At 61.1% G+C, this 20,929-nt stretch carries 15 protein-coding genes; 10 read left to right on the top strand and 5 right to left on the bottom strand.

What is annotated here, in order from left to right:
* Window positions 1-25: 25 nt before the first annotated feature.
* From ACA057_RS13585 to ACA057_RS13570, 4 genes are all read left to right on the top strand, one after another.
* The gene (locus ACA057_RS13585) at window positions 26-1,393 is read left to right on the top strand and encodes a trimethylamine monooxygenase (protein WP_497349108.1); all 1,368 of its coding nucleotides are present in this window, start codon (window positions 26-28) and stop codon (window positions 1,391-1,393) included.
* 14 nt (window positions 1,394-1,407) lie between these two features.
* On the top strand, window positions 1,408-3,750 hold the full coding sequence (locus ACA057_RS13580; protein WP_497349106.1) for a trimethylamine N-oxide demethylase: 2,343 nt from the start codon (window positions 1,408-1,410) through the stop codon (window positions 3,748-3,750).
* Window positions 3,751-3,826: 76 nt separating this feature from the next.
* A complete protein-coding gene (locus tag ACA057_RS13575) occupies window positions 3,827-5,506 on the top strand; it encodes an APC family permease (RefSeq protein ID WP_497349104.1) in 1,680 nt (559 codons plus the stop codon).
* A 73-nt stretch (window positions 5,507-5,579) separates the two neighbouring features.
* Window positions 5,580-6,506 (top strand): bifunctional 5,10-methylenetetrahydrofolate dehydrogenase/5,10-methenyltetrahydrofolate cyclohydrolase, encoded by a 927-nt coding sequence (locus tag ACA057_RS13570; RefSeq protein ID WP_497349102.1) that lies wholly within the window; start codon window positions 5,580-5,582, stop codon window positions 6,504-6,506.
* Between the two features lie 970 nt (window positions 6,507-7,476).
* Here ACA057_RS13570 and ACA057_RS13565 read toward each other — a convergent pair.
* The 5 genes from ACA057_RS13565 to glnT all read right to left on the bottom strand — a co-directional run bounded on the left by ACA057_RS13565 (window position 7,477) and on the right by glnT (window position 13,286).
* The gene (locus ACA057_RS13565; RefSeq protein WP_497349100.1) at window positions 7,477-8,802 is read right to left on the bottom strand and encodes an ammonium transporter; all 1,326 of its coding nucleotides are present in this window, start codon (window positions 8,800-8,802) and stop codon (window positions 7,477-7,479) included.
* A gap of 131 nt (window positions 8,803-8,933) precedes the next feature.
* Window positions 8,934-10,262, bottom strand: coding sequence for an FMN-binding glutamate synthase family protein (locus tag ACA057_RS13560; RefSeq protein WP_497349098.1), 1,329 nt, complete (start codon window positions 10,260-10,262; stop codon window positions 8,934-8,936).
* 16 nt (window positions 10,263-10,278) lie between these two features.
* Window positions 10,279-10,962 (bottom strand): protein glxC, encoded by a 684-nt coding sequence (locus tag ACA057_RS13555; protein WP_497349096.1) that lies wholly within the window; start codon window positions 10,960-10,962, stop codon window positions 10,279-10,281.
* Between the two features lie 11 nt (window positions 10,963-10,973).
* Entirely contained in the window at window positions 10,974-11,879 is a 906-nt protein-coding gene (locus ACA057_RS13550) for a class II glutamine amidotransferase (protein ID WP_497349094.1), read from the bottom strand.
* Between the two features lie 72 nt (window positions 11,880-11,951).
* On the bottom strand, window positions 11,952-13,286 hold the full coding sequence (gene glnT, locus ACA057_RS13545; protein WP_497349092.1) for a type III glutamate--ammonia ligase: 1,335 nt from the start codon (window positions 13,284-13,286) through the stop codon (window positions 11,952-11,954).
* Window positions 13,287-13,568: 282 nt separating this feature from the next.
* Between glnT and ACA057_RS13540 the strand changes: the two genes are divergently transcribed.
* The 6 genes from ACA057_RS13540 (at window position 13,569) to ACA057_RS13515 (ending at window position 20,927) form a co-directional block, all read left to right on the top strand.
* Window positions 13,569-14,168, top strand: coding sequence for a helix-turn-helix domain-containing protein (locus ACA057_RS13540; RefSeq protein WP_497349090.1), 600 nt, complete (start codon window positions 13,569-13,571; stop codon window positions 14,166-14,168).
* Window positions 14,169-14,725: 557 nt separating this feature from the next.
* Entirely contained in the window at window positions 14,726-15,592 is an 867-nt protein-coding gene (purU, locus tag ACA057_RS13535; protein ID WP_497349088.1) for a formyltetrahydrofolate deformylase, read from the top strand.
* Window positions 15,589-16,494 carry a bifunctional methylenetetrahydrofolate dehydrogenase/methenyltetrahydrofolate cyclohydrolase FolD gene (folD, locus tag ACA057_RS13530; RefSeq protein WP_497349086.1) on the top strand — a complete coding sequence of 302 codons (906 nt, stop codon included), beginning with the start codon at window positions 15,589-15,591 and terminating at the stop codon, window positions 16,492-16,494. Before purU ends, folD begins: the two co-directional genes overlap by 4 nt.
* Window positions 16,476-17,717 (top strand): FAD-dependent oxidoreductase, encoded by a 1,242-nt coding sequence (locus ACA057_RS13525; protein WP_497349084.1) that lies wholly within the window; start codon window positions 16,476-16,478, stop codon window positions 17,715-17,717. Before folD ends, ACA057_RS13525 begins: the two co-directional genes overlap by 19 nt.
* 13 nt (window positions 17,718-17,730) lie before the next feature.
* Window positions 17,731-18,033: a sarcosine oxidase subunit delta gene (locus ACA057_RS13520; protein ID WP_497349082.1), complete on the top strand. Its 303-nt coding sequence runs from the start codon at window positions 17,731-17,733 to the stop codon at window positions 18,031-18,033.
* On the top strand, window positions 18,030-20,927 hold the full coding sequence (locus tag ACA057_RS13515) for a 2Fe-2S iron-sulfur cluster-binding protein (protein ID WP_497349080.1): 2,898 nt from the start codon (window positions 18,030-18,032) through the stop codon (window positions 20,925-20,927). The genes ACA057_RS13520 and ACA057_RS13515 overlap by 4 nt, the downstream gene beginning before the upstream one ends.
* Window positions 20,928-20,929 lie beyond the last annotated feature (2 nt).

Below are 20,929 nucleotides of genomic sequence, written 5' to 3'. Positions count from 1 at the left end.
TCAAGAGCCATTACGAGGCACGATCATGACTTTACGCGTGGCAATCATCGGCGCCGGTCCTTGCGGCATGGCGCAACTTCGAGCCTTCCAGTCGGCTCGCGACCAGGGCGCCGACATCCCGGAATTGGTCTGCTTCGAAAAGCAGAACGATTGGGGCGGCATGTGGAACTACACCTGGCGCACCGGCCTGGACGAAAACGGCGAGCCGGTGCACGGCAGCATGTACCGTTACCTGTGGTCGAACGGACCGAAGGAATGCCTGGAATTTGCCGACTACACCTTCGAAGAACATTTTGGTCGCCCCATCGGCTCTTATCCGCCACGGGAAGTGCTGTGGGACTACATCAAGGGACGCGTCGAAAAAGCTGGCGTGCGCGACTACATCCGCTTCAACAACGTGGTGCGTCAGGTCACGTTTGATGAGCAAAGCCAGCGCTTCACCCTGTACGCCCACGACTACAACAGCGACACCCTGACCTGCGAAGCATTCGACTATGTGATCAACGCCTGCGGCCATTTTTCCACACCCAAAGTGCCGTACTTCGAAGGCTTCGAACAGTTCGCCGGGCGCATCCTGCATGCCCATGATTTCCGCGAGGCACTGGAGTTCAAGGGCAAGGATCTGCTGATCGTCGGCAGCAGCTATTCCGCCGAGGACATCGGTTCGCAGTGCTACAAATACGGCGCGCGCAGCATCACCAGTTGCTACCGCACCGCGCCCATGGGCTATGCCTGGCCGGAGAATTGGGAAGAAAAACCGTTGCTGCAGCGCCTGGAAAACAACCGTGCGTACTTTATCGACGGCAGCAGCAAGCACATCGACGCGGTGATCCTCTGCACCGGCTACAAGCATCACTTCCCTTTCCTGCCGGACGAACTGAGCCTCAAGACCGACAACCGCCTGTGGCCGATGAATCTGTACAAAGGCGTGTTCTGGGAACCGAACCCACGGCTGATTTACCTCGGCATGCAGGACCAGTGGTACTCCTTCAACATGTTCGACGCCCAGGCCTGGTACGCCCGCGATGTGATCCTCGGGCGCATTGAATTGCCGAGCCACGCCGAGATGGTCGCCGACAGCCAGCAATGGCACGCACGGGAACAGACGCTGGAAACCAACCAGCAGATGTTCGAGTACCAGGGCGCCTACATCCAGCACCTGGTGGACGCCACCGATTACCCGAATTTCGACATCGCCGCCGTCAACGAAACCTTCCTGCACTGGAAGCACGACAAGGCGGAAAACATCATGGGTTATCGCGACAAATCCTACCGCTCGCTGATGACCGGCACCCAGTCACCGCCCCATCACACGCCGTGGTTGCATGCCCTCGACGACTCGATGGCGGCGTACCTCGCGCAACCCCCGACGTCGATCAAGTCAGTCGGCTGACCCGGAGGTTCATCATGAATGCACCTCGTGTATCTCGCCCCCGGGAGCCCGGACTGTTTGCCCGCGCCCCGGCGCAGGAACGCTATCGGGTGGCGGCGGGCGGCCTGACGCTGGTGGCCTTGCAGCCCGGCGACAGCCTGCAAATAATCGACCTTGAAGGTCGGCAACCCTGCGAGTTGCTGGCCGTGGACGCCAGCGGCCGCAGCGCGTTATCGGCCTGGGCGTTGAGCGGTTCAGCGGACTGCGGGTTCATCTGCGCTCGGCTCGCCGAACCGACCTTGCAGGCCCGGCGCATTAACCAGGCCTTGAGCCGACGCGGGATTGATCCGCACCACCTGCCCAGCGCCGCGTCACTCTGGGGCGAGGACAGCCCGGCCGATTTCAGCCGACATTTCGTTGCCAGTGACGAGTTGCTGGTGATCGTTGCCGCGCCCGCCGGGCCAACGAGCGTTGACCGGCAGTATCGGCCCAGCGAACTCAGGGTGTGGGTGACTCGGGCCGCCCCCTCGCCGCTACTGCTTCCCGCGTTGCCCGAACCCTTGGGCGAGTTACTCGACGAATTCACCATCAACGCTGGCACCGCCCGCAGTTACACCGTCGGCAAAGGCCAATACGTACAGGTGCTGGACGTCGCTGGTCGGCAATGCTCGGACTTCGTCGCCCTCGATCGACGGGCACTGGATCGCGGCGTCGAACTGGATCTGGACCAGACCGTCACCCGCACCTTGAACGGCAGTGCCTACCCGGCACCGGGGCTGTTCTCGAAGTTTTTCGACCGGCAGATGCAGCCGATGCTGGAGGTGGTGCGTGACACCGTCGGCCGCCACGATTCCTTCGCCCTGGCTTGCGCCGCGCGCTACTACGAAAGCCATGGCTACTTCGGGCACGACAACTGCAGCGACAACCTGAGCCGGGCGTTGGCGCCTCACGGGGTCGAGGCTCGCAGCGGTTGGCCGGCGATCAATTTGTTCTTCAACACCGGGATCGACGCGCACCAGCAAATGACCCTGGACGAACCCTGGTCGCGGCCTGGCGATTACGTGTTGCTGCGGGCCATGACCGACCTGCTGTGCGGCAGCACCTCGTGCCCGGATGACATCGACCCGGCCAATGGCTGGAACCCGACCGACATCCAGGTCCGCATCTACAGCGAAAAGGAGCGTTTTTCCATCGCCATGAGCACTCGAACCACGGCCGATGCCGACCCGATTCTCACCCGTGAGTCTGCGTTTCACTCACGCACCAGCGCCCTGACCGGCAGCTTCGTCGACTACCGCAATTGGTGGTTGCCACTGCGCTATGACGGCTATGGCGCAATCGAGGAATACCTCGGTTGCCGCGAACGCGTGGCGGTGATGGACCTGACCGCCCTGCGCAAGTTCGAGATCATCGGCCCCGACGCCGAAGCCTTGTTGCAGTACTGCCTGACCCGCGATGTACGCCGTCTGGCGGTGGGTCAAGTGGTGTACTCGGCGATGTGCCACGAACACGGCGGCATGCTCGACGACGGTACCCTGCTGCGCCTGGGCCCGGACAATTTCCGCTGGATTTGCGGCGAGGACTACGCCGGGGTGTGGCTGCGCGAGCAGGCGCAAAAGCTCGGCATGAAGGTCTGGGTCAAATCCGCCAGCGAGCAGATCCACAACCTGGCGGTGCAAGGCCCGATGAGCCGCGAGTTGCTCAAACAGATGGTCTGGACCGCGCCGACCCAACCGAGCCTGGAAACCCTGGGCTGGTTCCGTTTCCTGGTGGGCCGTCTGGACGGCTACGACGGCTGCCCGCTGATGATCTCGCGCACCGGCTACACCGGCGAACTGGGCTACGAAGTCTGGTGCCAGCCCGAGGACGCCGAGCAAGTCTGGGACCGGATCTGGCAACTGGGCCAACCCTTGGGCCTGGTGCCGCTGGGCCTGGAAGCGCTGGACATGCTGCGCATCGAAGCCGGGCTGATTTTCGCTGGCTACGAGTTCAGCGACCAGACCGATCCTTTCGAGGCAGGCATCGGTTTTAGCGTGCCGTTGAAAAGCAAAACCGACGATTTCATCGGCCGCGATGCCCTGTTTCGGCGCAGCGCGCACCCCGCGCACAAGTTGGTGGGGCTGCAATTGAGCGGCAACGAAGGCGCCCATCACGGTGACCCGGTGTATCGCGGCCGGGCGCAGGTCGGGGTGATCACCAGTGCCTGCCGTTCGCCGCTGCTGGCCAGCAACATCGCCCTGTGCCGGGTCGATGTGGCCTGCGCCGATGTCGGTACGACGCTTGAGATCGGCAAAGTCGATGGCCTGCAGAAGCGCATCAGCGCCACGGTCACCGCCGCGATTTTCTACGACCCGGACAAAAGCCGGGTACGCAGTTAATCGCCCCCCACGAACCTGTGCGCCACCTGACTTTGACTGCCCCACTACCCCTCTACTCAGACATGGGAATACGAAGATGGAAGCGACTACGTTCGAGACCGTACCGCAGGCCGCCAGCTCGGTCGGCAGCCTGCACCGCAAGATCGATTGGCGCGGGGCTTTCTGGGTCGCCAGCGGCGTGCCCGCGCTGGTGCTGTTTTCAATCGGCGCGATTGCCGCCACGGTGGGCAAACCGGCGTGGATCGTCTGGATCGTGTCGATCCTGTTCGGGTTTATCCAGGCCTTCACCTACGCCGAAATCGCCGGCCTGTTTCCGCACAAGTCTGGTGGCGCCTCGGTCTACGGCGCCGTTGCCTGGGTGCGCTACAGCAAGCTGATTGCACCGGTGTCGGTGTGGTGCAACTGGCTGGCCTGGTCGCCGGTGTTGTCCATCGGCTCAGGGTTGGCAGCTGGTTACATCCTCACCGCGCTGTTCCCGGCCGATGCGTTAATCAACACCTGGCAACTGACCTTGCTCGATCTGGGCTGGATCAAGAGTGGCCTGTCGCTGCGGATCAACGCGACCTTCGCCATTGGCCTGTTGATTCTGTTGACGGTGTTCGCCGTGCAGCATGGCGGCATCCTGCGTTCGGCGCGCCTGACCCTGGTGCTGGGTGTGACCTCGCTGATTCCGTTGCTGCTGGTGGGCGTCGTGCCGTTGTTCACCGGGGACGCGGCGCAGGCCAATTTCTTGCCGTTGTACCCGCTGGCGCATGATGCGGCGGGTCAGGTCATCGACGGGCCGTGGGATATTTCCGGCTGGTCGCTGATGGCCGGCGGGCTATTCATGGCCGCGTGGTCGACCTACGGCTTCGAAACGGCGGTGTGCTACACCCGGGAATTCAAGGACCCCAAGCGTGACACGTTCAAGGCGATTTTCTATGCCGGCCTGCTGTGCATTCTGGTGTTTACCCTGGTGCCGCTGGCGTTTCAAGGCAGCCTCGGCCTTGGCCAACTGGTGACGCCGGCGGTGCTGGATGCCAGCGGCGCGGTGGTCACACCGGCGGTCTACAGCGGTCTGTTGTCGCCGGCGATCTACAGCGGCATGGGCGTCGGCCAGGTGCTGGCGGACAGCATCGGCGGCGGTAAACTGGTCGCCAACATCGTGCTGATCATGCTGGTACTGGCCACGTTGCTGGCGATCATGACCTCGATGTCCGGTTCGTCGCGCACCCTGTATCAGGCATCGGTGGATGGCTGGCTGCCGAAGTACCTGGGCCGCACCAATGAACACGGCGCCCCCACGGCGGCGATGTGGACGGACCTGTCCTTCAATCTGCTGTTGTTGCTGATGTCCGACTACGTCTTCGTGCTCGCCGCGTCGAACGTCAGCTACATCATCTTCAACTTCCTCAACCTGAATGCCGGCTGGATCCATCGGCTCGACCGTCCCGACTGGCTGCGCCCGTACAAGGCACCAACGGTGTTGCTGGCGGCCGGTGGCGTATTGAGTTTCGTCAATCTGGCGTGCATGGGACTGGGCGCCGATATCTGGGGCGCCGGGACATTGATGACTGGCCTGTTGCTGGCGCTGTTGATCCTGCCGGTGTTCTGCTACCGCCACTATGTGCAGGACAAGGGCCGCTTCCCCGACGCAATGCTCAGCGACCTGTACGTTCAGGCCGATGCCGGGCTCAAACGTGCAGGTTGGTTGCCCTATGTCACGCTCATCGCCGGCGTGCTGGTGGTGTACGGTTGCCACCAACTGGTAACCTGAGCCCCTGGTTTCATGCCGCTTATGGACCATCGAGGCGCTACGGCGTCTCGATGATCACCTCGATATTCTTTTAATGACGGTGACGCATTTGAACAGCAATACCCCACCACTGGCCCGGAATATCGACGGTAAAGCCATTGCCGCCAAGGTTCTGGAAGAAGTCCGAGAAGAACTTCTGGTCCTGGCCGGGCAGCAGATTTTTCCCGCCTTGGCGGTCCTGCTGATTGGCGACGACCCGGCCAGCCATGTGTATGTGCGCAACAAGCTGCTGCGGGCCAAGGAAGTCGGGATTCGCTCCCTTGAATACCGTCTGCCGGACGATGCCAGCCAGGCACAAGTGCTAGAGTTGATCGCCCAACTGAACGCCGACGCCACGGTGAACGGCATTTTGGTGCAGTTGCCCTTGCCGGGGCACATCGACGAAGCGGCCGTGATTCATGCCATTGACCCGATCAAGGACGTGGACGGTTTTCATCGGGAGAACGTTGGCGGATTGGTGCAAGGGATGGAAGTCCTGACGCCGTGCACACCTAGCGGCTGCATGCGTCTGTTGCACGAAACCTGTGGTGATTTGAGCGGTTTGCATGCGGTGGTTGTTGGCCGATCGAACATTGTCGGCAAGCCGATGGCGACCTTGTTGTTGCAGGCGCATTGTTCGGTCAGCGTGGTGCACTCACGTAGCGTCGATGCGCCGGCGTTGTGCCGACTGGCGGATATCGTTGTCGCGGCGGTGGGTCGTCCTGGGTTGATCAACGCGAGCTGGCTTAAGCCTGGAGCGGTGGTGATTGATGTCGGGATTAATCGCATTACCGACGAATCCGGTAGTCATCTGGTGGGTGATGTTGATTATGCCAGTGCACGCACGGTTGCCAGTGCGATTACGCCGGTGCCTGGGGGTGTTGGGCCGATGACAATTGCCTATCTGCTGAAGAACACCTTGATTGCCAGTCAGTTGCAGCGTGGGGTTTTGGGCTCGGGGGTTTTGGCGGTCGGTCAGTGACCTGGCGTTGGGTTGAGGCTCGCTGAGGCATTGGGGGCATATCCGTTTTTTTTGGTGACGGCTGATATGGGTTTCGCCCTTACGGCGAGTCACTTGGAAGAGCCCCAAGTAACCAAGGGCTCTTGCCCCTTTCGTTTGGTGCCTCGCTTTGGCTCGGCATGCCCTCGCTCCGGTCCTGCTCCGTGGGCCCGCCGCCATCGGCCATCCCTGGCCGGCGGCGGCTAACCCGGCATCCCTGCCGGGTTGCCCACTGCGCAGAACCTCCACTCGGCCTCACGAGGTGGCGGTGCATCAAAATCAACAGCACGGCGGCCTACCGGCCGGCCTGATTTCTGCGCACGCATTCCCCGTAACCTGATCGTTCCCATGCTCCGCGTGGGAATGCATCCCGTGACGCTCCGCGTCACCCGTGCGCAGGACTGAGGTCTTGCGTCGACAGCGGGACGCGGAGCGTCCCCGGCGGCATTCCCACGCGGAGCGTGGGAACGATCATGTGCGGGCGGGCTTGCTCGCGATGCTGTTGATCTTGCCGTTGCCGTTGCCGTTGCTTCGGCTTTTGATCTTGATCTGTTGCCCCTTTCCCAGAGGCCGAACGCAGGCGTTGCGCAGGGGGCACCGCGGCAAGGATGCCGCGGTAGCCGCCCTCGGCCAGGGATGGCCGATGGCGGCGGGCCCCCGGAGCAATGCCGGAGTGAGGGCATGCCGAGCCACAGCGAGGCACCGAATGGAGGGGCAAAGCGTTTTGGTTCCTTTTGGGCGTTTGCAAAAGGGACTCGCTGTAAGAGCGAAACCGCCAGCCGCCGTTACCGCAGGAATGGATATGTACACCTGAAAGAAAATGGTCGGCTATCAGGCCGCCATCGCGAGCAAGCCCGCTCCCACATTTGGGCTGTGTACATCCGCAAAAAACCCCGTCAGCAACGACAGGGTTTTCCGCAAGCTCAAGCGAGGTATCGATCAACCGTCAGGATCAGTGGTTGTAAGCACGCTCATTGTGCTCAGCCAGATCCAGCCCCATGTCTTCCACCGACTCATCCGCACGCAAGCCAACCAACGCGTTGACCACTTTGAGAATGATCCAACTGATGACAAAGCAGTAAACCGTCGTCAACAGCACACCCTTGATTTGCGCCACGACCTGAGCGCCCATGGTCACGCCTTCGACCAATCCGCCCATCGACGGCACGCAGAACACCCCGGTCAACACCGCGCCAATCATCCCGCCGATGCCGTGCAAGCCATACACGTCGAGGCTGTCGTCATAGCCGAAGCGGCGCTTGAGCACAGTAACGCTCAAATAGCAGAACACCCCGCACAACAGGCCGATGGCCAACGCACCACCGACACCCACATAGGCGCACGCCGGCGTGATCCCCACCAGACCGGCCAAGGCACCGCTGGCCAGGCCGAGTGCACTCGGTTTGCCGACCTTGAACCACTCGGTAAACATCCAGCCAAGAATCCCGGCACACGCGCCCAGTTGGGTATTGAGCATGACAATGCCGGAGGTGCCACTGAGGCCGCCACCGGAACCGATATTGAAGCCGAACCAGCCGACCCAAAGCATCGCCGCACCGGCCATGGTCAGGCTCAGGTTGTGCGCTGGCATCGGGGTATTTTGATAACCCTTGCGCTTGCCGAGAATCAGGCACGCCGCCAGCGCCGCGACACCGGCATTGATATGCACCGCAGTACCGCCGGCAAAATCCAGCACACCCCAGTTATGCATCAACGCGCCCGAACCGCCCCAGACCATATGCGCCACCGGGGCGTAAACCAGGGTGAACCACAGCGCCATGAACAGCAGCGCCGCCGAGAACTTCATGCGTTCGGCAAAGGCCCCGGCAATTAGTGCCGGGGTGATGATGGCGAAGGTCATCTGGAAGGTCACGAACACGCCTTCCGGTATGTCCCCCACCAGACTTTCGGGGGTCATGCCGGCCAGAAACGCCCGACTCAAACCGCCGACAAAGCTGTTGAAGGTCACCTGCCCCTCGACCATGCCGGTGCTGTCGACCACCATGCTGTAGCCATAAACCACCCACAAAACACCCACCAGACCGGCGATGCCAAAACACTGGGTAAACAACGAGAGCATGTTTTTCGCCCGCACCAGCCCGCCGTAGAACAAGGCGAGACCCGGCAGGCACATAAACAGCACCAACACCGCCGCAGTGACCATCCAGGCAGTGCTACCCGTGTTCAAAGTTGGTGCATCAGCCGCCTGCGCCAACGGTACAAGTGCACCGGCCGCGAGTAAGCCAAGAAGGGATTTGCCAAGAAGACGATTGACCATGTTCAAAGCTCCTGCAAAAAAATGGAAAGTGCCTGGCAGTGAGCAACTTAATTTTCATGGGCCTCTTTGTGGGCCCCTCAATCTGATCGTTCCCATGCTCCTGCGTGGGAACGAGCGTCATCAACCCCGTTTCAGTAACCGGAACCCGAACCAGGAATCCAGCTGGTCCCCGCCAACGGCACCCGCGCCATGGCCGCCGATTCCACCGTCAATGCCACCAGATCCTCAGGATCAAGGTTGTGCAGGTGCGACTTGCCGCAAGCCCGAGCCATGGTCTGGGCCTCCAGCACCATAACGCGCAGGTAGTTGGCCAGACGTCGGCCGCCTTCCACCGGGTCCAGACGCTTGGACAGCTCCGGGTCCTGGGTGGTAATGCCGGCCGGGTCGCGGCCGTTTTGCCAGTCATCATAGAAACCGGCGGCCGAGCCGATTTTTTTCAGTTCCTCGTCCAGACGTGGATGGTTATCGCCCAGGGCAATCAGCGCCGCCGTGCCGATGGCCACCGCATCCGCCCCCAACGCCATGGCCTTGGCCACGTCGGCACCGTTGCGAATACCACCGGAGACAATCAGCTGAACCTTGCGATGCATGCCCATCTCTTGCAAAGCCTGTACCGCTTGCGGGATGGCCGACAAAATCGGGATGCCGACGTGTTCGATAAACACTTCCTGAGTCGCCGCGGTCCCGCCTTGCATGCCATCGAGCACGATCACGTCCGCGCCGGCTTTCACCGCCAACTTGACGTCGTAATACGGCCGGCTCGCGCCAATCTTCACGTAGATCGGTTTTTCCCAGTCGGTGATTTCCCGCAGCTCGGCAATCTTGATCGCCAGGTCATCCGGTCCGGTCCAGTCCGGATGACGGCAAGCGCTGCGCTGGTCGACCCCGATCGGCAAGGTGCGCATACCGGCCACGCGCTCGGTGACTTTCATGCCCAGCAGCATGCCGCCGCCCCCCGGTTTGGCGCCCTGCCCCAGGACGATTTCAATCGCATCAGCCTTGCGCAGGTCGTCCGGGTTCATGCCATAACGGGAGGGCAGATATTGATAGACCAAGTGCTGCGACTGACCGCGTTCTTCCGGGGTCATGCCGCCGTCACCGGTGGTGGTGCTGGTGCCGGCGATGGTCGCGCCACGGCCCAGGGCTTCCTTGGCATTGGCCGACAGCGCACCGAAACTCATGCCGGCGATAGTCACCGGAATCTTCAGGTGAATCGGCTTCTTGGCGAAGCGGTTGCCGAGGATCACGTCAGTGCCGCACTTCTCCCGATAGCCTTCCAGCGGGTAGCGCGAAACACTCGCGCCGAGCAGCAGCAGGTCATCGAAATGCGGCAGCTTGCGCTTGGTGCCACCGCCGCGAATGTCATAGATGCCGGTTTCCGCGGCACGCTGGATTTCCTGGATGGTCAGGCGGTCGAAGGTGGCCGACTCGCGCAGTACCGGAGGGGTTTTCTCGGACATGTTTTGTTCTCCTGGATCAGTACGCGGACGCGTTATCGACTTTGAAGTTGTACAACTGACGGGCCGAACCGTAGCGCTTGAAGTCAGCCGCCTGGTGGTCGAAACCTGCACGGTTCAGCAGCGCTTGCAGCTCTTCCAGGTGTTCGGCGCGCATCTCTTTTTCGATGCAATCCGAGCCCAGGGACTCGACGCTGCCTTTGACGTAGATGTGGGTTTCATACAACGAATCGCCCAGTGCATCGCCGGCATCACCACACACCACCAAGCGGCCGGCCTGCCCCATGAAACAACTCATGTGGCCGATGCTGCCGCCGACGACGATGTCGATGCCCTTCATGGAAATCCCGCAACGCGCCCCGGCATCGCCTTCGATCACCAGCAGCCCGCCATGGGCCGTGGCACCGGCAGCCTGGGAGGCGCTGCCTTTGACCCGGACGTAGCCGGACATCATGTTCTCGGCGCAACCGACACCGACATTGCCGTGCACGGTGATCGAGGCTTTTTGATTCATGCCCGCGCAGTAGTAACCGGCGTGACCCTGGATATCGATGGACACGGCTTCATTCACGCCCACGGCGAGGTTGTGCTTGCCATTGGAATGAGTGACGACCCACTCGCGGTCTTCAACGTTGTTGACCTGATCGTGCAGCGCCTGATTGAGATCGCGCACAGTGGCAGTGGAAAGATCGATGGTTTTCATGTGTGCGCTCCTTAAGCTGACTCGCGTTCCCAGATGTACAGGGTGGCCGGTGCCGGCTCCCAGATCCTGGCGTTTTCGATTCCCGGCAGGCTCGACAGGGCCTGATATTCGGAGGCCATGGCGACGTAGTCGTCGGTCTCGGCGAGGATCGCTGGCTTGCAGGCAATCGGGTCGCGGATCACTGCAAAACCGTTGCGGGTGCCGATGGCGAAGGTAAAGAAACCGTCCAGGTCCTCCAGCGAATGATCCAGCGCCTCCTTCAATGAATCGCCCTGTTGCAGGCGCCAGGTCAGGTAACCGGCGGCCACTTCAGTGTCGTTGTCGGTTTCGAAATGGATGCCTTCGCGTTTGAGTTCCTGACGCAGGCGGAAGTGGTTGGACAGCGAGCCGTTGTGCACCAGACAGAGGTCGGCGCCGGTGGAAAACGGGTGGCTGCCTTCCATGGTCACCGCGCTTTCGGTGGCCATCCGGGTATGGCCGATGATGTGGCTGCCCTTCATGCCGGCCAAGCCAAAACGTTGGGAAATTTCCTGCGGCAAGCCCATGCCCTTGAGGATTTCGATGCTCTGCCCCGCACTCATGATCCGCACGCTCGGCGCCAGTTCGGCGAGGGCCAGGCGGACCGGTGCCTCTTCGGCATGAATCTTCAGCACGGCGGCGCTGGCGTTCTGGAACCAGTCCAGCGAACAGCCGAGGCGGCCTTCCAGTTCGCCCATCAGGACTTTCCAATCGAAGCCATCAGTGGTCGCTTGCAGCGTCAGCTTGACCCAGCCATCCGCCACTTCATCGCCATAGATAGCGAAACCGGCGCTGTCCGGGCCACGATCGGTCATGGCCTGCAACATCGGTTCAAAGAGCTTGCCGAGCTGGGATTCCAGCTGCGGATTTTTCAGGTACAGACCTACGATTCCACACATATCAAGTCTCCTTCGGAGGCACTGAACGCCCGACGCCACGCCGGGTGCCCGAATGGTTGTCGATGCAAAAAGTCAGAAAAATTCGGTGTAGCGCTGGATCTCCCAATCGGAGACGTGGCGGCTGTATTCCACCCACTCCATGCGCTTGAGCTTGATGAACTCGCCAACGATCTGCGGGCCCAGCACCTCGGCGAACAGCGGGTCGGCTTCGAGCGCATCGCACGCTTCCTTGAGCGATTGCGGCAGGGTCTTGATGCCGCGCGCAGCGATCTGCTCCAGGCTCAGGCTGTAGAGGTTTTCATTGCAGACGTGGTCGATTTCCAGCTGACGGTCGATGCCGTCCAGGCCGGCAGCGATGATCGCGGCGCTGACCAGATAGGGATTGCAACCGGCGTCCGGCAGCCGGAATTCCAGGCGTCCGTAAGGCACCCGCACCATCGCCGAGCGGTTGTTGGCGCCGAAGGCAATAAAGGCCGGCGCCCAGGTCGCGCCGGACAACGAATTACCGACCACCAGACGCTTGTAGGAGTTGACCGTCGGCGCGGCGAAGGCGCACAACGCCGGGCCGTGGGCCAGCAAACCGGCCGCGAAGTGATAGGCCATTTTCGACAGGCCCATGCCACTCGGGTCGTTGGCGTCATGGAACAGGTTCTTGTTGTCGGCACTGCTGATCGACAGGTGAAAGTGCATGCCGTTGCCCGCGCGTTTCGGGTCAGGCTTGGGCATGAACGAGCAGATCATGCCGAGGTCATTGGCGATCTCGCCGGCGGCCATGCGGAAGAAGGTGAAGCGGTCCGCCGAGGTCAGGGCGTCGCTGTAGGTGTAATTGATCTCGAACTGACCGTTGGCGTCTTCGTGGTCGATTTGATAGACCTCGAAATCCACCGCTTGCAGGGCTTCGGTCAGGCGTTCGAGGAACACCCGGGAGCGCGACAGGCCTTTGTAGTCGTAGCAAGGCTTGTCGAGGTTGTCGCTGGGGTCGACCAGTTGCAGCTTGCCGCTTTCATCGCGGCGCATCAGGTTGAACTCGGGTTCCAGACCGGTGTTGAGGGTCCAGCCCTTTTCCTCCAGGCGCTGCACCTGCTGTTGCAGGACATAGCGACTGTCATACGGATGCGGCTTGCCGTCGACATGACCGATACACACCACTCGGCCATAACCCGGTTGCCAAGGCACTGGGGTCAGGGTCGACAAGTCACCGCGCGCCATGAAGTCCGGCCCGTGGGGTTCCATGCCCATGCCGCTGATCGCGAAACCGGCGAACCCTGCGCCCTCCTCGGCCACGGCTTTGAGGCCGCAGATCGGCACCGATTTGGTCTTGGCCGCGCCGTGTATATCCACAAACTGCGCAAGCACGTACTTGATCCCGTGCTTGTCGATGATGCGCTGGGTTTCTGCTGGCAACATTGCTTGTCACTCCTCGCGAAAGGCAAAACGTTGTGGATTGGCCTTGACTGTCTTTTTATTCCTAAAAAGAAAGTTAGTTTCCCAATAGGAATGCAAGGCCCTTGCCAGATTCGCGCGTGCAACGCTGATTCGCCCTGAAAGGCGCTTTTGTGCTGTATATATGGGAATATTCTTTTCCCGGTGGGAATACCGCCCGAAGGATGCGAGCCGAACGCCGCGATTTGCACTTTCTCAGTGCGAAACTAATATTACTGAACGGAAAGTGTGCAGGATCTGATGACTATGTCGACCGAAACCGCCCCGCGCCTCAAGCTTGAGCAATACCTGGGTTTGCAGATCAAGCGCCAGCGCCAGGCCCAGGATCTGAAGTTGTCTGACGTGGCGAAGATTGCCGACATCAGTCAGGGGATGTTGAGCAAGATCGAAAACGCCCAGGTGTCCACCAGCCTCGATACCCTGAGCCGTCTGTGCGATGTGCTTGGCCTGCCGTTGTCGAAGTTGTTCAGCGAATATGATCAGCAGGATGGCAGTGCGTTATTGGTCAAGGCGGATGAGGGCATGGAAGTGGTGCGCCGGGGTACCGAGAAGGGGCATACGTACCATTTGCTCAATCACACGCGTGGGCCGAAGAAGAGTTTTGAGGCGTACATGGTGAGCATGGACGATGCGAGTGAGGAGTTTCCGACCTTTTCGCACCCTGGCACCGAGTTCCTTCATCTGCTTGAGGGTGAGCTGATTTATCGCCATGGGAATCAGCTGTATCGCATGGAGGCGGGTGACAGCTTGACCTTTGAAGGCGAAATTCCCCATGGGCCGGAGGAATTGGTGCGGGTGCCGATTCGGCTTTTGTCGATCATGAATTATGGGAGTGACAAGGAGTAAAGGCACGCTGATGGATTTGTGTGCATATCCATTTTTTGGTTGCGGCCGCTATTGGTTTCGCCCTTACGGCGAGTCACTTGGAAGAGCCCCAAGTAACCAAGGGCTCTTGCCCCTTTCGTTCGGTGCCTCGCTGTGGCTCGGCATGCCCTCGCTCCGGTCCTGCTCCGTGGGCCTCACGATGGGGCGGTGCATCAAGATCAAAAGCACGGCGGCCTGCAGGCCGGCCTGACTGGCGAATACGCATTCCCCTATAGGAGCGAGCTTGCTCGCGAAGAACGGTGCCTGTGGGTCCATCGCGAGCGAGCTCGCTACTACAGTGGACGTTGTTTTTTACTCAATCACCCCCCAGGCCAACTATCAGGCCGCCATCTAAATTTCCTCACAGTTAAAAAACTTTCACAAAACCCCTAGACGTCACGCCCTCATTTCCCCTATAAAGCCACCAACAGGAATAATATATTCCCCACAAGAAAACGCGCTCAAGGAATGAGCCTGCTGTCCGCTGACACTTATTTTCGCTATGCGATGAGCTGCCGCCATCATCCCGAGGACGTGTCATGCAACACGAAAAAAACCATTTCATCATCAAGATTACTTGTCCCGCGGTGTCCGGCATCGTGGCCGCCGTCACCACCTACCTGGCGGACAACGGTTGCTACATCGGGGAGATGGCGCAATTCGATGACGATTTCAGCGGCCGCTTTTTCATGCGCGCGGTATTCCGTTTCAACGACGGCCACGTAGGCGATCTGCAACAGATCAAGGACGGTTTCGCCGACGTTGCCCAAGCCTTCGACATGACCTGGGAACTGCACGACACCCGCGAACCGATGCGCGTGTTGCTGATGGTCAGCAAATTCGACCATTGCCTGACCGACCTGCTCTACCGCTACCACAAGGGCGAGATGGACATGACCATCACCGCCATCGTCTCCAATCACCTCGACCTGCGGCCCATGGCCGAACGCGAAGGCATTCGTTTCATCTATCTACCGGTCACCAAAGACACCAAAGCCCGGCAGGAAGCCGAGTTGATGAAGATCGTCGACGACACGGGCACCGAACTCGTGGTGTTGGCGCGTTACATGCAAATCCTCTCCGATGACCTGTGCAAGCAACTCTCAGGCCGGGCGATCAACATTCACCATTCGTTCCTGCCCGGTTTCAAGGGCGCCAAGCCGTATCACCAGGCCTACCAGCGCGGCGTGAAACTGATTGGCGCCACCGCCCACTACGTCACCAGCGACCTCGACGAGGGACCGATCATTGAGCAGGAAGTGCAGCGCGTCGATCACGTCTACCTGCCCGACGACCTCGTGGCGACCGGCCGTGATACCGAAACCGTGGCCCTGTCCAAGGCGGTCAAATACCACCTGGAGCACCGGGTTTTCCTCAACCAGGACAGAACGGTGATCTTCCGGTGAACACGCATAAATTGATCGACGGCAAAGCCACCGCCGCCCGCGTGCTAGTGCAGGTCCGCAAGGACGTGGAGCGCCTGCGCGAGCAAGACATTCAACCGGCACTGGCGGTGATCCTGGTGGGCAGCGACCCCGCCAGTCAGGTCTATGTGCGCAACAAAATCCTGCGCGCCGAAGAGGTGGGTATCCGCTCGCTGGAACATCGGCTGTCCACGGACACCAGCACGGAGCAGCTGCTTATTCTGATCGCCCGACTGAATGCCGATCGCTCGATCCACGGCATTCTTCTTCAACTGCCGTTGCCAGCGCATATCGACGAATTGCGCGCACTGGAAGCTATCGCGCCGGACAAGGACGTGGACGGCTTCCACAGTCAGAACGTCGGCGGTCTGAGCCAGGGTCGCAGCGTACTCGCGCCCTGTACGCCCAGCGGCTGCCTGTATTTACTGGAGCAAACCTGTGGCGATCTGCGCGGCAAGCACGCGGTGGTGATCGGCCGTTCGAACATCGTCGGCAAACCCATGGCCGCCTTACTGTTGCAAGCAGACTGCTCGGTGACCGTACTGCATTCGCGCAGTCTGGATGCGCAGGCCCTGTGTCGTCAGGCAGACATCGTCATCGCCGCCGTCGGCCGACCACAGCTGATTGATGCCAGTTGGCTCAAGCCCGGCGCGGTGGTGATCGACGTCGGTATCAACCGGATCGAGGGCGATGGCCGCAGCCGTCTGGTGGGTGACGTCGATTTCGATAGCGCCCTGACCCAAGTCGCGGCGATTACCCCGGTACCCGGTGGAGTCGGCCCGATGACCATCGCCTTTCTGATGAAAAACACCGTGACCGCAGCCCTTGCGCAACATCAGGCCCTACGCAGCCAATCGGAGGCCGTATGCCATTCAATCTATTGAAATACGGGCTGAGTTCGGAGTACCCGGTTGAGGTGGATTTGCCGCCGCCGAAGGAACTCAAGTCAAGCTATGACGTGGTCATCATCGGCGCCGGCGGACATGGCTTGGCCACCGCCTATTACCTGGCCAAGTACCACGGCATCACCAACATCGCGGTGCTGGAGAAGTCCTACCTGGGCGGCGGCAATACCGCGCGCAACACCGCGGTGATCCGCTCCAACTACCTGACCAGCGAAGGCGTGCGTTTTTATGCCGAGTCAGTGCGGATGTTTCAGTCGCTGTCCAACGAGTTCGATTTCAACATCATGTACTCCGAGCGCGGCCAACTGACCCTGGCCCACACCGATGCCACGGTACGTTCGTTCCGTCAGCGCGCCGAGGTCAACAAACACTTCGGCGGCCGCACCGAAATGATCGACCGCCAGCAGATCCGCGAACTGGTGCCCAGCCTCAACCTCGACCCCGGCCACTTGCCGGTGCTCGCCGGGCTTTGGCACATCGACGGTGCCACCGCGCGCCATGACGCCGTGGCCTGGGGTTACGCCAAGCAGGCGGCCAAACGCGGCGTGGAAATCCATCAGCTCACCGAAGTTCAGGACCTGATCATCGAGAACGGCGCCATCACCGCCGTCAAAACCAATCGCGGCACCATCAAGTGCGGCTGCGCGGTGCAGGCGATTGCCGGGCACAGCTCCTTGTTGATGGCCAAGGCCGGGATCCGTTCGCCGATCCAGACCTTCCCGCTGCAAGCGATGGTGACCCAGCCGTTCAAGCCGTTTCTCGATCCGCTGGTGAGCTCCTCCGCCCTGCACTGCTACGTGCAGCAGACCAGCCGTGGCGAGGTGGTGTTCGGTGGCGGTTCCGACCCGTATCCGCTGTTCAACACGCGCTCGACGCTGGACCTCAAGGAAAGCCTGCTGGCCCATGCCATCGAGATGTTCCCGTTCCTGGCCAACGCCAAGTTAATGCGCCAATGGGCCGGCATCACCGACATGACCCCGGACTACAGCCCGATCATGGGCCTGTCGCCGGTGAAGAATTACTACCTCGACGCCGGCTGGGGCACCTGGGGCTTCAAGGCCACGCCGATCTGCGGCAAGACCATGGCCGAACTGGTCGCCAGTGGCGGCAAGGTCCCGGACCTGATCAAGCCCTTTGCCCTTGAGCGCTTCTCGACCTTCCAGCAAGTCAACGAAATGGGCGCCACAGCGGCCAGCCACTGACGGAGAGCAGACCATGAAAATCATGAATTGCCCGCTCAACGGGCCGCGCAATATCAGCGAGTTCACCTATGGCGGTGAATTCAAACCCATTCCCGACCCGCTGACATGCAGCGACGGCGAATGGGCCGACTATGTGTTCAACACCGACAACCTCGCCGGCGTCGTACGTGAGTGGTGGATGCACACGCCTTCCAGTTACTGGTTTCTCGCGGAGCGGCACACCGTCACCGATGAAATCCTGCGTACCTTCGATCCCAAAGAGCTCTTCAGCACCCGTGTCGAATTCACCGCCGCCGCCAAGGAGATCGCAGGATGAACCGCCTACCCGCCCCCATGGGCCTGCTGATCGACCGTGATCAGTCACTGGATTTCAGTTTCGATGGTGAACGTTATCAAGGCTTGCAAGGCGACAGCATTGCCAGCGCCCTGTTGGCCAACGGGCGCTTCCTGATCTCCCGTTCGTTTAAATACCATCGCCCGCGCGGCCCGCTGACCATGGCCGGCCAGGACGCCAACAGCCTGGTGCAATTGCCTGAAGAACCCAATGTGCTGGCCGATGCTCACGCGCTGTCCGCCGGTTTGCAGGTCACTGCGCAAAACGTCAACGGCTCGCTGGACAACGACAAGGACGCCTACCTCGGCAAGTTCTCCAAATTCATGCCGGTGGGTTTCTACTACCGCTCTTTCTACAAGCCCAAAGGCATGTGGAAAGTCTGGGAACCGATCATTCGAAAAAAAGCCGGGCTCGGTGTACTCGACTTGAAGTTCCAGCCCGAGTACTACGACAAGGCTTACCTGTTCACCGATGTCGCGGTGATTGGCGCCGGACCTGCCGGGCTGCACGCGGCGCTGACAGCAGCCAACGCTGGAGCCAAGGTTTTGCTCATTGAACAGCAGCCGATTCTCGGCGGTTCGCTGACCTATGCCCGGTTCGATATCGACGGTAAAAGAGCTGAATCCCTGCGCCGCGAATTGCTCGCAGCGGTGCAACAGCACGCCAACATCCAGATCCTCACCGACGCCACCTGCAACGCCTGGTTCACCGACAATTACCTGCCAGTGATCCAGGGCAAACGCATGTATAAAGTGCGCGCCCTCCAGTGCCTGGTGTGCAGCGGTTCCTTCGATCAACCGGTGATTTTTCGCAACAACGACTTGCCCGGCGTGATGCTCACCAGCGCCGCGCAACGCTTGATGAAACTGTATGCGGTCAAACCCGGCAAGCGCGCGGTGGTGCTGACCGGCAACGATGACGGTTACCTCGCAGCGCTCGATTTGCATGATCAAGGGGTAGAAGTGGCGGCAGTGGTGGACCTGCGTCATGCGCCGGCAAATACCTCGCTGTTCGGTGCGTTGGCGCAACGCAAGATCCGTTGCCTGAGCAACAGCACGGTGTACGAAGCCCTGCACGAAAAAGGGATGCGTCATGTCACTGGCGTCGACATCCGCAAAATCACCGCGCAAGGTGAGGTTGCCGATAGTGCTCTACAACTGGACTGCGACTTGCTGTGCATGTCCGCCGGTTACATGCCGGTCTATCAACTGCTGTGCCAGGCCGGCGGCAAACTCGCCTACGACGACCAGCGTGCCGAGTTCACCCTCAGCGGGCTGCCAAACAACCTTTCGGTCGCAGGCTCGGTCAATGGCCGCCATGGACTGGACAACGTCATCGCCGATAGCGTCAACGCCGGTGCCGATGCGGCGCTCGCCCTGGGCCTTGAGGTTGGCACCCAGCGTGCGCCTTTCGCTGCAGAAGCCCGGGTCAACTTCAATTGGCCGATCTTCCCTCACCCCAAGGGCAAGGACTTCGTCGACTTCGACGAGGACTTGCAAGTGGCCGATATCGTCAACGCCACCCGCATCGGTTATCGCGACGTGCAACTGGTCAAGCGTTACTCCACCGTCGGCATGGGCCCGTCCCAGGGCCGTCACTCGGCGCTGCCGACCGCACGCCTGGTGGCTTGGGCGACCCAACGCAACATCAGCGAAACCGGTGTGACCACGGCACGACCGCCCTTCGTCGCGGAGAAACTGGCGCATGTCGCCGGCCGTGCCTTCGACCCGTACCGGCAAACGCCGATGCACGCGCGCCACCTGCAAGCCGGGGCGAAGATGATGCCCGCCGGCATCTGGCAGCGCCCGGCCTATTACGGCAGCGCCAAGGACCGCGAGGCCTGCATGCAAGCCGAAGCCCTGCACGTGCGCAACAAGGTCGGCCTCATCGACGTCTCGACCCTCGGTGGCCTGGATGTGCGCGGCCCGGACGCTGCCGAACTGCTCAACCGGATGTACACCTTTGCCTTCCTCAAGCAACCGATCGGCCGTTCCCGTTATGCGTTGATGACCAATGAGCACGGGGTGGTGATCGACGATGGCGTCTGCGCGCGGTTTGCCGAAAACCACTTCTACGTCACGGCCACCACCAGCGGTGTCGACCGGATCTATCAGCAGATGCTCAAGTGGAATGCGCAGTGGCGCCTGGACGTGGACGTCGCCAACGTCACCGCCGCCATCTGCGCGGTCAACGTCGCCGGGCCGGACTCGCGAAAAGTGCTGGAAAAAGTCTGTAGCGATCTCGATCTGAGCGCCGAAGGATTCCCTTATCTGGGCGTGCGTCAGGGCACGGTCGCCGGGATCAAGGCGCGCTTGCTGCGGGTCGGTTTCGTCGGCGAACTGGGGTATGAAATCCACGTTCCTGCGCGCCACGGCCTCATGCTTTGGGATGCGCTGATGGAGGCCGGCAAGGCTCACGACATTCGTCCTTTCGGCGTCGAAACCCAGCGCCTGCTGCGCCTGGAAAAAGGCCACGTGATCATCAGCCAGGACACCGACGGCATGACTCACCCGGCGGAAATCGACATGGGTTGGGCGGTCAGTCGCACCAAGCCGTTTTTCGTCGGCCGCCGCTCGGTGGACATCCTCGAAGCCCAACCGCTGAAACGCAAATTGGTGGGTTTCGCCCTGCCCAAGGGCAGTCTGCAACCGCTTGAAGGCCATTTGGTGCTCAACGGCCCCGACATCAGCGGCAGCGTCACCTCCTGCGAGTATTCCGCCACCCTGGGGAAAATCATCGGACTGGCCTACGCCGACATCGACCAGAGCCAACCCGGCCAGCGCATTCCGATCCGTGTCGAGGGCGGCATTCTGCTCCAGGCCGAGGTGGTGAAGCTGCCCTTCTTCGATCCCGACAACCAACGGCAGGAGCTTTAAGC

The organism is Pseudomonas sp. LBUM1661 (assembly GCF_059695925.1).
This window is presented reverse-complemented; position numbering and strand designations above follow the sequence as displayed.

Coding starts and splice junctions, on each gene's coding strand:
- ACA057_RS13520 (WP_497349082.1), top strand. CDS start 17,731: ATGAAAATCATGAATTGCCCGCTCAACGGGCCGCGCAATATCAGCGAG.
- ACA057_RS13560 (WP_497349098.1), bottom strand. CDS start 10,262: ATGTCCGAGAAAACCCCTCCGGTACTGCGCGAGTCGGCCACCTTCGAC.
- purU (WP_497349088.1), top strand. CDS start 14,726: ATGCAACACGAAAAAAACCATTTCATCATCAAGATTACTTGTCCCGCG.
- ACA057_RS13525 (WP_497349084.1), top strand. CDS start 16,476: ATGCCATTCAATCTATTGAAATACGGGCTGAGTTCGGAGTACCCGGTT.
- ACA057_RS13570 (WP_497349102.1), top strand. CDS start 5,580: ATGACGGTGACGCATTTGAACAGCAATACCCCACCACTGGCCCGGAAT.
- ACA057_RS13585 (WP_497349108.1), top strand. CDS start 26: ATGACTTTACGCGTGGCAATCATCGGCGCCGGTCCTTGCGGCATGGCG.
- ACA057_RS13515 (WP_497349080.1), top strand. CDS start 18,030: ATGAACCGCCTACCCGCCCCCATGGGCCTGCTGATCGACCGTGATCAG.
- ACA057_RS13575 (WP_497349104.1), top strand. CDS start 3,827: ATGGAAGCGACTACGTTCGAGACCGTACCGCAGGCCGCCAGCTCGGTC.
- ACA057_RS13555 (WP_497349096.1), bottom strand. CDS start 10,962: ATGAAAACCATCGATCTTTCCACTGCCACTGTGCGCGATCTCAATCAG.
- ACA057_RS13565 (WP_497349100.1), bottom strand. CDS start 8,802: ATGGTCAATCGTCTTCTTGGCAAATCCCTTCTTGGCTTACTCGCGGCC.
- ACA057_RS13540 (WP_497349090.1), top strand. CDS start 13,569: ATGTCGACCGAAACCGCCCCGCGCCTCAAGCTTGAGCAATACCTGGGT.
- ACA057_RS13580 (WP_497349106.1), top strand. CDS start 1,408: ATGAATGCACCTCGTGTATCTCGCCCCCGGGAGCCCGGACTGTTTGCC.
- ACA057_RS13550 (WP_497349094.1), bottom strand. CDS start 11,879: ATGTGTGGAATCGTAGGTCTGTACCTGAAAAATCCGCAGCTGGAATCC.
- glnT (WP_497349092.1), bottom strand. CDS start 13,286: ATGTTGCCAGCAGAAACCCAGCGCATCATCGACAAGCACGGGATCAAG.